11 protein-coding genes and 1 pseudogene are annotated in these 10,676 nt (G+C 50.4%); 9 read left to right on the top strand and 3 right to left on the bottom strand.

The genetic code is table 11. The features are described 5' to 3' along the window. A partial coding sequence (locus JRI95_14205) for a type 1 glutamine amidotransferase (GenBank protein ID MBW2062696.1) occupies nucleotides 1-505 on the bottom strand: 505 nt, incomplete at its 3' end. 351 nt (nucleotides 506-856) lie between these two features. Between JRI95_14205 and JRI95_14200 the strand changes: the two genes are divergently transcribed. The 6 genes from JRI95_14200 to JRI95_14175 all read left to right on the top strand — a co-directional run bounded on the left by JRI95_14200 (nucleotide 857) and on the right by JRI95_14175 (nucleotide 6,998). After that, the gene (locus tag JRI95_14200) at nucleotides 857-1,984 is read left to right on the top strand and encodes an aldo/keto reductase (GenBank protein ID MBW2062695.1); all 1,128 of its coding nucleotides are present in this window, start codon (nucleotides 857-859) and stop codon (nucleotides 1,982-1,984) included. Between the two features lie 31 nt (nucleotides 1,985-2,015). After that, entirely contained in the window at nucleotides 2,016-2,642 is a 627-nt protein-coding gene (locus JRI95_14195; protein ID MBW2062694.1) for a cysteine hydrolase, read from the top strand. Between the two features lie 66 nt (nucleotides 2,643-2,708). Further along, complete coding sequence (locus JRI95_14190; protein MBW2062693.1) at nucleotides 2,709-3,509, top strand: SDR family oxidoreductase; 801 nt, start codon at nucleotides 2,709-2,711, stop codon at nucleotides 3,507-3,509. A gap of 174 nt (nucleotides 3,510-3,683) precedes the next feature. After that, complete coding sequence (locus JRI95_14185) at nucleotides 3,684-5,288, top strand: AMP-binding protein (GenBank protein MBW2062692.1); 1,605 nt, start codon at nucleotides 3,684-3,686, stop codon at nucleotides 5,286-5,288. Between the two features lie 71 nt (nucleotides 5,289-5,359). Then, the gene (locus JRI95_14180; GenBank protein ID MBW2062691.1) at nucleotides 5,360-5,698 is read left to right on the top strand and encodes a zinc ribbon domain-containing protein; all 339 of its coding nucleotides are present in this window, start codon (nucleotides 5,360-5,362) and stop codon (nucleotides 5,696-5,698) included. Between the two features lie 67 nt (nucleotides 5,699-5,765). Continuing rightward, entirely contained in the window at nucleotides 5,766-6,998 is a 1,233-nt protein-coding gene (locus JRI95_14175) for an acyl-CoA/acyl-ACP dehydrogenase (protein ID MBW2062690.1), read from the top strand. Between the two features lie 154 nt (nucleotides 6,999-7,152). Here JRI95_14175 and JRI95_14170 read toward each other — a convergent pair whose 3' ends face one another. Continuing rightward, complete coding sequence (locus tag JRI95_14170) at nucleotides 7,153-7,593, bottom strand: hypothetical protein (protein ID MBW2062689.1); 441 nt, start codon at nucleotides 7,591-7,593, stop codon at nucleotides 7,153-7,155. Between the two features lie 428 nt (nucleotides 7,594-8,021). Here JRI95_14170 and JRI95_14165 point away from each other — a divergent pair, with 428 nt between their 5' ends. The 3 genes from JRI95_14165 (at nucleotide 8,022) to JRI95_14155 (ending at nucleotide 10,352) form a co-directional block, all read left to right on the top strand. Beyond that, a complete protein-coding gene (locus JRI95_14165) occupies nucleotides 8,022-9,272 on the top strand; it encodes an Nramp family divalent metal transporter (protein ID MBW2062688.1) in 1,251 nt (416 codons plus the stop codon). Nucleotides 9,273-9,282: 10 nt separating this feature from the next. Then, nucleotides 9,283-9,849 carry a hypothetical protein gene (locus JRI95_14160; protein ID MBW2062687.1) on the top strand — a complete coding sequence of 189 codons (567 nt, stop codon included), beginning with the start codon at nucleotides 9,283-9,285 and terminating at the stop codon, nucleotides 9,847-9,849. 98 nt (nucleotides 9,850-9,947) lie between these two features. Continuing rightward, the gene (locus JRI95_14155; GenBank protein MBW2062686.1) at nucleotides 9,948-10,352 is read left to right on the top strand and encodes a hypothetical protein; all 405 of its coding nucleotides are present in this window, start codon (nucleotides 9,948-9,950) and stop codon (nucleotides 10,350-10,352) included. Nucleotides 10,353-10,357: 5 nt separating this feature from the next. On the opposite strand, the pseudogene JRI95_14150 reads toward JRI95_14155, so the two are convergent. Further along, nucleotides 10,358-10,519 (bottom strand): annotated as a pseudogene (locus JRI95_14150) (AF1514 family protein). Between the last annotated feature and the right edge of the window lie 157 nt (nucleotides 10,520-10,676).

Here is a 10,676-nt window from a genome sequence, read left to right as displayed (position 1 = left end):
GGTAGGTCCGGCTGATAAAAGCCTGATGGGGACTGGCTTCAGAGAAAGCCAGGCTGGCGCAGCCTGACGGCAGGGAGAAGTGGTCGCTGTGCCAGAGAAATGTCCGAAAAGGGTCGGGCGCCTTTTTAAAGAGAAACGACTTCTTGCCTTGCGGCGTGAGGGAAACCTCATGCCAGCCGATCTCCTGGTGTTTGTTAGAAAAAGCCCGGCCGCCTAGAACCTCGGCCAGGAGCTGCGCGCCGAAACAGATACCCAGTACGATCTTGTCATGCTTGAGCGCCTGGAGGATGAACCGCTTTTCACCGGTTAGCCACGGGTAGATCTCATCTTCCCAGGCGGATTGAAATCCGCCCATGATCATGAGCCAGTCAAAATCGTCCAGCGATGGGAATTCATCGCCTTTAAAGACCTGCGTCCGGGCCACGGTGTGATCTCTTTGCTCGGCCCAAACAGTAATGTTGTGATCCGTCTCGTGCGGCAAGTGAACAAGGAATTGCAGTCGCATGGCCTTTATTTCCTCCTGATGAACTGAATAATCTTATCAAAACTACATTTAACTGGCAATTTCAATAACCGCCGGGATTCAGGACTTCAAACATGAGTGAAGAATAATTATTAACGGTATTAAATAGCGCCTGATCACTGTTTGGAAAGGAGTTCTTTAGGTTCGCCTTGAATTTATGTTGACATTTTTTCGCTTGCCACCCATATCGGTTTCACCTATACTCGCTTTTACTTATTTGAGGAAACTTTATCATTTTTTTCTTTCCTATCTATTTTCCAGGCATCTGGTTCTTGAGCCCCTGTACGTGGGCGTGCCTCAAAAACCATGCGAAGATAAAAAGACAGCTTCAGAATGAAGTATCGTGATTTTGGCAATACAGGCATTAAGGTTTCTGCCCTGGGTTTTGGCGCCATGCGGCTGCCCACTGTCGGCGAAGGGGATAAAGAGAAGGTTGATCTGGAAAAAGCAGTACCTGTGATCCAGCGCGCTCTGGAGCTTGGTATCAACTATGTGGACTCGGCCTGGACCTATCACAATGGCACAAGCGAGATCGCCGTGGGTGAAGCCATTGCCGGTCGCGACCGGTCTTCCATTTATATCTCAACCAAGAACCGCGTTGAGGCCGACCTCAAAGAATGGCGCACACGGCTCGACACTCAGCTCGAGCGACTCAAAACCGATTACATTGACTTTTACCACTTCCACGGGCTGCAATGGAGGGAATTTCGGAAAAAGGTCTTGCCAGAAGGCTACCTGGACGAACTTCACCGTGCCCGCGATGAAGGTCTGATCCGTCATGTATCCTTTTCCTGCCATGACAACCCCAAAAATATGATCAAGCTCATTGATACGGGCGAGTTCGCCTCCATGCTGGTTCAATATAATTTGCTGCACCGCCTCAATGATACGGCCATCGCCCACGCCAGGCAGAAAGGCATGGGTGTGGCCATTATGGGACCTGTTGGCGGCGGGAGGCTCAATTTTCTGAGCCGGCTTCAACCACGCCAAGGCCGCACGGTGCCCGAATTGGCGTTCAGATTCGTCTGGGCTAATCCCGACGTCAGCGTGGCGCTCTCTGGCATGAGCAGCCTGGCCATGGTCGAGGAGAATACTGCCACGGCCAACATTGAAGGACCGCTCACCACCGTGGAACAGGAAGACATTCGAGACATGCTGGACCAGCTTGAAGGTCTGGAGGACCTCTACTGCACCGGCTGCGGCTATTGTATGCCTTGCCCCAACGGTGTGGACATCCCCACCAACTTCCTGCTGCTTAACTATGCGCGTTATTACAGTTTTGGAGAAGGCATTACCCAGGCATACCATAAAGGACTGAAGCCGACCAAGGCCTCGGCTGATTTTTGTATCGAATGTGAGGAATGCGTGGAGAAATGCCCTCAGAATATCCCCATTCCTGAACGAATGAAGGACGTCGTCGAGCAGTTCTCCCGGGATTCAGAGGAGAATTCCAGCTCTTAGAAAACCTAAAAACTTAAGGGGAGGAATCACGATGGCTTCAAAAAAGCGCAGGATCTACACGGAATTAAAGGAAATCCTAGACCCCGATCACACGGCTCTGGTGGTCTGGGACGTCCAGAACGGCCTGGTCGGCAGGATTTTCAACCAGGAAGAATTCCTTAAAAATTTAAAGGGCCTCATCAAAGCAGCCAGAGAAAGTAATATCCCGGTTGTTTATTCAAAAATAACGCCGCTTCCAAAGGAGTTTGAATCTCCGCCCAGGACGTTGATGATGATGAGAAGATTTGGGATAGATGACCCGGACAAGGTCCCAACGTTCATGCCGCCGGGAAGTCCGGAGTCTGAGATCCATACTGAAGTGCAGCCCCTGGAAGGTGAGGCCGTTATTCCCAAACATACAGCCAGCTTTTTCATCGGCACTCATTTTGAGAACATGATGAGAAACCGGGGTATAGAAACCATTCTCTTTACCGGGATAGCCACTGAAATGGGTGTGGCCTCCAGTGCCAGGGACTCTATAAATAGGGGATTCTACACCGCGGTCGTTTCCGATTGTGTCTCCTCGATGGACAAAGAAATGCATGAATCAGCCCTGAAAATATTAGGCAGAATATGTATTGTTGTCTCATCTGAGGAACTCATGGGCATATGGAAGTAGCGAGAAATCCGTTTATAAAGATAAATATGATGATTTCATCTTCCTGATAAATATAAGGGCATTCAAATGACACACGCTTTAGAGTTATTCAAGTTAGATGGGAAGGTGGCCCTGGTAACAGGCGGGGGCCGCGGTCTGGGATACTTTGCCGCTGAAGGGCTGGCTGAGGCTGGAGCTGACGTCGCCATTTGCGGACGAGATGTTTCGGGTAAACTGGAGGACGCCTGGCAAAAACTCAAAAACCTCGGCCGGGACTCAATCGCTATCAAATGTGACGTTACCAGAGAAGAGGATGTCATCAAGTTGGCTCAGGAAATGAAAGAGCATTATGGACGATGCGACATCCTGGTAAATAACGCCGGGATCGGCGGTATGGTTCCTTCGATCCAGATGAGCCTGGAAAGCTGGACCGCGATGATGACGACGAATTTAACGGGCACTTTTTTGTGCTGTCGGGAAATAGGTAAATTGATGCTTAAGCAGAAATCTGGCAGTATCATCAATTTTTCCAGCGAAAACGGGCAGGTCGGGTTTTCAACCGGCATGACAGCCTATGCCACGACCAAAATTGGAATCATTGGCCTGACAAGGTCCCTGGCCGTTGAATGGGGCGGATCAAACATCCGGGTTAATGCGATCCTCCCTGGCAACATGGAAGAAGGGATGATGGAAACACTGAAGGACAAGAACAGCCCTTTCTATCAATTTGCTGCGGAACCGTTACTGAAAATGACGCCCTTGAACAGTTTTGGAACCGGTGACGACATCAAAGGTGCGATTGTCTTTCTGGCCTCAAAAGCCGGCCGCTACATTTCCGGGGCAAAGATTGTGATTGACGGCGGATTTACTATCTGTGCAGGAATTTAAAACTGCACGCCCACATAAGGTCCGGCGAGCTCCTGCGGACAAGTTCTTTTCCAAACGCCCGGCAACTGGTTTATGATAAATACCTCAGTTTAAAAATGGCATGAGCGTCTTATCCTTTTTTAGCCGAAAGTTTAAGCCGCCAAGCGGGTCTTAAAGACGGTTAGGAGGCAAAGCATGGCTGAAAGCAAATTGCCTGGAATCATGGTCTTTGACATGGACGCCAAGGCTGAAGAAAAACCTGATTTTCCTGTTATTACCTTTGACAACTCCCCGCATCCGGATGAAATTCTCACCTATTCCGACCTGGTGCTCCAAGGGCGCAAGCTTGCCCGGGCCCTTGAAGAACTTGGCATGAGCCGGGGCGACACCTTCTCTCTTCTGATGCGCAATCATCCGGAACTGGTAATTGCCATGTATGCCGCCTCTGCCCTCGGGGCGGTCATGGTGCCGATTGATCCGCGATCCAAAGGGGAAAAGCTCGCCTATCAGATAAAAAATTCGAACTCCAAGGGGGTGATTTTTAGCGCCGAGTTTATGGAGTCCATGAAGGAAGCTCTGGCTCAACTCCCTGAAGTGAAAACCATTGGAGTTGTTTACAAAGATGACTTTGGAATACCTGTTTCGCCCGGGTATCCAGACTTAAAAGAGATCCTCGAGGGTCCGGAAGCGCCGGGGTTTGCTCCTGAAGCTCATGCAGCCACCGATCCCCACCTGATCATCTACACCTCGGGCACGACCGGCGATCCCAAGGGGGTTAAACTCACCAACCGTCTCCCGACCGCCGCCGTGCTGGCTCAACTCATCTGGAAATACACCGATGAGGATAAGCTATACACCGGCCTGTCCATGACTCACGGGAACGCCCAGACCGTGACCCTGGGTCCGGCTTTAATGCTTGGCATACCGGCTGTGATCGGTCGCAGGTTTACCAAGAGCCGCATCTGGGACATCTGCCGGGCTCATGGATGCACCAGCTTCTCCCTTCTCGGAGGCATGATGATGGGAATTTATTCCGAACCGGCCCGGCCGGATGATGGGGATAACCCGGTTCGGGTCGTCCTGAGCGCAGGCACACCCCGGCCGATATGGGAGGCCTTTGAAAAGCGGTTTAACGTGAAAATTCACGAATGGTACGGCGCGGTGGAAGGAGGCTTTGCCCATAAACCGCCGGGAGTTGGACCAGTAGGCTCCTTTGGCAAGCCGCCTGAAGGACTTATAGAGATGAAGGTCGTGCGAGAAGACGACACGGAATGCGGCCCCGGGGAGATCGGGGAGCTGATTGCCCGAAATACCAGTGGCGAAACCACTGTTGAGTATCATGGGAACAAGGAAGCTTCTGAGGCCAAGACCAGAGGCGGATGGCTTCGTTCCGGAGATATGGTCCATCGAGACGAAGAAGGGTGGTTCTTCTTTGATTTCCGCAAGGGCGGCGGGTTGAGGCGCCAGGGGGATTTCATCCTGCCAGAGTATGTCGAAGCGGTCATAGCCGAACATCCGGGTATCAGTGATGTCTGCGTCTATGGCATCCCGGCCGCCTCTGAGGCTCCGGGCGAAAGCGATCTGGTGGCTGCTATCGTCCCGGTGGAAGGAAGCACCCCAGACATCAAGGGGATATTCAGCGCCTGCGCGGCCGGTCTGGAGCGAAATAGTGTACCATCGTATATCCAAGTCGTTTCGGAGATCCCCAAGACAGCCTCCCAGAAGAACCTGGACCGCGTCCTGCGGGAATGGTTTGATCCCGAGGCAGCGGATGTTTACCGTTTTGAAGACTATAGTTAGGCGACCAATCCATGTGAAGCGGCCATGGCCATTCATATCATAGAAAAAAACATAGATTAGGGAACTTCATTATGCCTATCTACGAATACCGCTGCGAATCGTGCGGCAAGATCACCAGCGCCCTGATTCTTAAGTCTCAGGAGGAGGAGACTTTACAGTGCGCCCATTGTCAGGGTGATTGTCTCATTCGAGTCCTGTCACAATTTGCCTTGCACAAGACTGAGGCGCAAAGGCTGAACGAGTTCAACAGCAGTGCGCCTCGGGATGATTCCTTCTATAAGGACAACCGAAATGTTGGCCTCTGGGCCAAGAAAAGGGCGCATGAGCTTGGAGTAGACCTGGGGGACCGATTCGATGAAGTTGTCGAACGAGCCCGAACCAGCAAGCATCCAGAGGACCTGGAAACCTGAGCCTGTTCGTGTGCGGGTTTTTCATGTAAGTCACTTTAATTTAACCGGCTAGCAAAGGAGGGAAATTATGGGAATTGTAGAACTGAATCTTGATCTTAACGATGAGCAGAAGGCCATGCGAGAAGCGACCCGGAAATTCCTGATGGAAGTATGGCGACCGGCTTCGATCGAACTGGACAAGCTTGATCCTGAATCTGTAATCGCAGATGGGTCAATCCTTTGGGATGTGATCAAAAAGACTTATGAGCTGGGCTACCACAAGATGTCCTTCCTGGAAATAATCGGCGGTCTGGAGGTGGATTCGTTAACCGGAACTATTATCGCTGAGGAGATGGGATACGCCGCCTCGGGGTTGACCATCTGTTTGGGGGTGAGTTCCATGCCCTTCACTTACGCCGCTCTCGCTCAAGATCCCGAAGTGCAGGCCATGACGGCCCAGTACTGCGCGGACACCGAAGGAAAGATGATCGGATGCTGGCCCATTACCGAGCCGGACCATGGTTCGGATTGGCTGCATTGGGAAGGTCCCCAGGCAAAAGATCCGGCATGCGCGCCCCAGGTAAGGGCGATTCTGGACGGGGACGAATACGTCATCAACGGGCAGAAGGCGGCCTGGGTCAGTAACGGCACCATCGCTACTCACGCGGCCCTCTTTTTAAGCCTGGACCCATCCAAGGGCATGGAGAACTGCGGCATAGCAGTCATCCCGCTCGACCTGCCAGGCATCACCCGGGGAAAACCATTGGACAAGATGGGACAGCGAGACCTGAACCAGGGAGAAATCTTCTTCGACAACGTGCGTATCCCCAAATCCATGATGATCTGCGCGGATCCTGGTATGTTCAATTTTTTAATGACCGCGCAAATGGCCGGGGCTAACGCAGGCATGGGGAGCGTTTTCGCAGGCACGGCCCATTCCGCCTATGACGAGGCGCTCAACTATGCCAAAGAAAGGATACAGGGCGGGGTCCCTATCATCGAACACCAGAACATAAAATTAAAACTCGTTGATATGTTTACCTCGGTGGAGGCGGCCCGTTCCTTCTCGCGTCAGGTCAGTGTTTATAACGGGACACAAACTAAAGCAATGCAGCTGCCAGCCCTGGAATACTCCATCGCTTCCAAAATCTTTTGCACCGAGGCCTCTTTCCGGGTTGCCAGCCAGGCCATCCAGATATTTGGAGGAAACGGACTCTCCAGAGAATACGTTATTGAAAAAATCTTCAGGGATGCCCGGGCGGCCATGATCGAAGACGGAGTAAACGAGACCCTCGCCCTGGGAGCCGCGGGCAAATTATAAACGCTTTCAGGAAGGACCACTCTTGAGGACAAAAAGGTCTTCCTGAAATACAGTTAAAAATTGGTAATAATTTTACGAGAATCGGGGGGAACTTTTCCACTTGAAGTTCCCCCCGTGCTTTGAGGGAGGGTTAAGGAGATTGAAAAGAGTAACCCTACCTTCTATATGAACCGGGGCCGCCGTGAAATTGACCGTGCCTGGGTCCCCCGGGAAAAGGAAATAGTTTATCAGGGTTTTCCTTCTTAAATTTGATGCCAAGCTCCAACCTCTTGTTGGACAGCTCCGTCCTCAACTTGTTCATCTCGTCATGGACAGCCTTGATCTGCTCTTCATCCAAAGTCTCCTTGGCAAAGAGAGCCATCATTTCAATTCTCTTCCGCTGCAGATCGGTTCTGAGCTTGGCCGTTTCCTCATCCACTTGTGCCCAAGGACCGCCCTGATGCCAACCCATCATGTGGCCGCCCTTTGTACCCATTATAGCGCCCCAACCAGAGCTTCCCCCGCGGCCCTGACCAGGGCCGTGAGCCCAGACATAAGTGCCTGCTAAAGTCAAACTCAATACCAGAGTAAGTATCAAAATCGTCTTTTTCGTCATTTTTCGTTCCTCCTTAATTTAAGATTTTCTGTCTTGGGAAAGGAGCAAAGAGGGTGCCACATTATGACAGAGGAATGAATTTAAATATAACCTATTAATAATATAGATAAATTTTGAGAGAAACCATTGTCAGAGCCTTGCCAGCCGCAGATAAGTCCTGGATGATAATTTTACATTTAAATAGAAAATGTATAATTTTTTTACAATTAAACAAAGGAACCCGTTTCCACGAAATGCTGTTCCTCAGGCACCTTTAATAACAGAGGCCAGGTTGCGCTATATTATCGGCCAGAGACCGGCAGCTTGCGGCAGGGCGCATCAGTGGTTTGGCGGCCAGGTTTTTGAAAACCTTTTTCTTTTAAAAAACACCTTGCTTCATCTCATTGACTTGCTTTATCTTTGGGCAACTGTTTTGATGAGATAAAGCCATGACCTCAAACGATACAAACCCTCTTGAACCGAAAAATGCCTTGACTTTCCGCAGCTTTTTCAAGCAGATGGGTCCGGCCTGGATTGTCAGCGCCGTGGCCTGCGGGCCTGCGACCATGGCCTCTGTTTCTCTGGCTGGCGCACGTTTTGAATATCAGCTCCTGTGGGTCATCATTTTAAGCGCCCTCCTGGCGTTTGTCTCTCAGTTCATGGCCGCGAAACTGGGCCTAGTGACCGGGAAGGGTATCATCTCCCTGGTGGATGAGAGGCTGGGGGAGTTCTGGGGCTGGGTGCTCATGATTGACGCCCTGCTGGCCACTTGGCTTGCCTCCACCATTCTAATGAAGGCCTTTGTGGATGTGACGGCGTTGATCACGGGACTGTCAAGTCCGTGGTGGTCATTGTTCTATGCCGCCTTTGTTTTCCTGATCGTCGGTGTGGGTGGATACAAGATCCTGGAGTGGGTCTGCAAAGCCTTGGTCTCGGTGGTTGTAATTTGTTTCGTCATAACGGTCATTGTTGTCAGTCCGGATTTATCAAAGGTAATGAAAGGACTCATCCCCACCATCCCCGGGGGCATGGATTCCGCTTTAATGATGGCCGGGATCATGGGCGGCGCCGTGCACATCACCATCATTGCCATGCATACCTATAATGTAAATTCAAAGGGCTGGGGCACGGGTCAGATGAGACTGGCCTGGATGGATACGTTTTTCTCCATGTTTATCGCCTTTGGCCTTTACAGCGTCGCCATCTTTTTGGCTGCGGCGTCCGCCCTGCATCCAGAAGGTATAAAGGTCAGAACGGCACTGGATCTGGCTAAAGCCCTCAAACCTTTTTTAGGGCCGTACGCCAATGTCGTCTTTCTGGCCGGGCTTTGGGGAGCCGTGCTTTCGACCATCACGCCGACCTTCCTGGCGGCCGGTTATTTCCTGAGCGATAAACTTGGCTGGGAGCTGAATGTTCGTGACGTGCGATTCAGGGCGGTCGTCCTGTTTGGCTGCCTCCTGAGCCTCATCGGACCCATGCTCAAGGGGAGCTTTATACATTTGTTAGTGATCATGCTGGCCCTGGGTCTTTGCGGAACACCAATCATCATTCTCATTATCCTGATCCTTCTCAACAAAAAGGATGTGGTCCAAGAAAATAAAAATTCCCTGCTGCTTAATGTCCTGGGTTTCCTGGCCCTCCTGGTGACGAGCCTTCTGGCCTCAAGATTTGTTCTTTCCAAGCTGGGACTTTGGGGCTAGGGTTTGATATATGAAAGCTGACATTAGAATTGAAAATTTCTTGGGCAAAAGAACGCTCATCCTGGGTGAGGTCAATACCGGGAAAACGAGATTATGCAAGGGTATCCTCGATGAATTCTGCGTTCACTTACTCGGAAGAAGCATCATCGTTCTAGACCTCGCCCCTGAAATTCCAAAGGAAGCGACCCAGGGAAAGGGACTGGAAGGCATTGGAGGCAGGCTGCTGCCTGATGAAGAGCAAGGCGTTCTCTATTTAAAAGCAGACATAAGGCCGCCCAGACTCAGCTCCGGGAGCGAGCAGGAGGCCATGCTGATCGCCAGCCAAAACGTGCCCATAATTGACGACCTGTTTCAGGTCTTTATTCAAAGCCCGCGGGATATCCTCTTTATTAACGATTTGAGCCTTTATCTCCAAGCTGGCAGCGCGGACCGTGTCGCAAAGCACCTCGATCAGGCTCAAACCGTGGTGGCTAACGGCTACTATGGCCAGAGGTTAGGCAGCGGTCAGCTTTCCAAAAGAGAAGCCAAAGAGATGGAGGTCATGATTGAGTTCTTCGATTCCATTATCCGTCTGTGATATAATTTTCAGACTGATCGAATAGATATTAAAATCCAATGAAATGTTCTAGAATGTTCAGGCGCACAAACGGATGTCTTTATAAAAGGAGTATCACCATGAATTTTAAGACTTGCAAAGGATTAACGGTTTTTTTATTAATCGCGCTTCTGGCTGTATTTACTGCTGGATGCGCTGTTAAAGAGGTGGGCGTGCAGATAGGCCAAGGCCGGACCCTAAAAGGCGGCCCACCGCCGCATGCTCCGGCCCACGGTTACCGTGCAAAATATATGTACCGATATTATCCTTCAGCCATGATTTATTTTGATATTACAAGAAAAGTTTACTTCTATTTCGCTGGTGGGGCATGGAGAGTCTCAGTTTCTCTGCCAGCAAATCTGAAAGTCAGACTCGGGGATCACATAGCCATTGAAATGGATACTGATAAACCCTACAGGGATTTTGAAAAACATAAAGCGAAATATCCGCCAGGACAACTAAAGAAGAAAAAGAAGAAGAAATAGATAAATTAGAGGCAGGTGACATTGGGCGAAAAGCGGCCGCTCTTTTTTTCAAACCATGATAAAAGCATCGGGTCTTCAAGGCGCAAGCCTGCCTCAGCCTTGGCCTTGTCCAGGGCCGAATCAAAGTTCAGGTTATTTCCTTTGGTATATATATGTACTTTTTCCATTTATTCTTCTCCCTCGCTCCAAATAACATCCATAAATAAAATAAGGTTCTTCTCCAAAAGAGTTGGCAAGTTAGTTTAAGAGGGCGCATTGTGTTAGTGCATAACTTATTAATAATACAAATATTTTCATTCTTTAGCTTCCCAAATCTATTTAGAG

It is taken from the genome of Deltaproteobacteria bacterium (assembly GCA_019308995.1).
In the GTDB taxonomy this organism is placed as follows: Bacteria; Desulfobacterota; Desulfarculia; order Adiutricales; family JAFDHD01; genus JAFDHD01.
Note: the sequence above shows the minus strand (reverse complement) of the source record. Positions and strands in the feature narration are given on the sequence as shown.

Excerpts from the sequence above, each read along its gene's own strand:
- JRI95_14200 (MBW2062695.1), top strand. The coding sequence starts at position 857 with ATGAAGTATCGTGATTTTGGCAATACAGGCATTAAGGTTTCTGCCCTG.
- JRI95_14195 (MBW2062694.1), top strand. The coding sequence starts at position 2,016 with ATGGCTTCAAAAAAGCGCAGGATCTACACGGAATTAAAGGAAATCCTA.
- JRI95_14190 (MBW2062693.1), top strand. The coding sequence starts at position 2,709 with ATGACACACGCTTTAGAGTTATTCAAGTTAGATGGGAAGGTGGCCCTG.
- JRI95_14185 (MBW2062692.1), top strand. The coding sequence starts at position 3,684 with ATGGCTGAAAGCAAATTGCCTGGAATCATGGTCTTTGACATGGACGCC.
- JRI95_14180 (MBW2062691.1), top strand. The coding sequence starts at position 5,360 with ATGCCTATCTACGAATACCGCTGCGAATCGTGCGGCAAGATCACCAGC.
- JRI95_14175 (MBW2062690.1), top strand. The coding sequence starts at position 5,766 with ATGGGAATTGTAGAACTGAATCTTGATCTTAACGATGAGCAGAAGGCC.
- JRI95_14170 (MBW2062689.1), bottom strand. The coding sequence starts at position 7,593 with ATGACGAAAAAGACGATTTTGATACTTACTCTGGTATTGAGTTTGACT.
- JRI95_14165 (MBW2062688.1), top strand. The coding sequence starts at position 8,022 with ATGACCTCAAACGATACAAACCCTCTTGAACCGAAAAATGCCTTGACT.
- JRI95_14160 (MBW2062687.1), top strand. The coding sequence starts at position 9,283 with ATGAAAGCTGACATTAGAATTGAAAATTTCTTGGGCAAAAGAACGCTC.
- JRI95_14155 (MBW2062686.1), top strand. The coding sequence starts at position 9,948 with ATGAATTTTAAGACTTGCAAAGGATTAACGGTTTTTTTATTAATCGCG.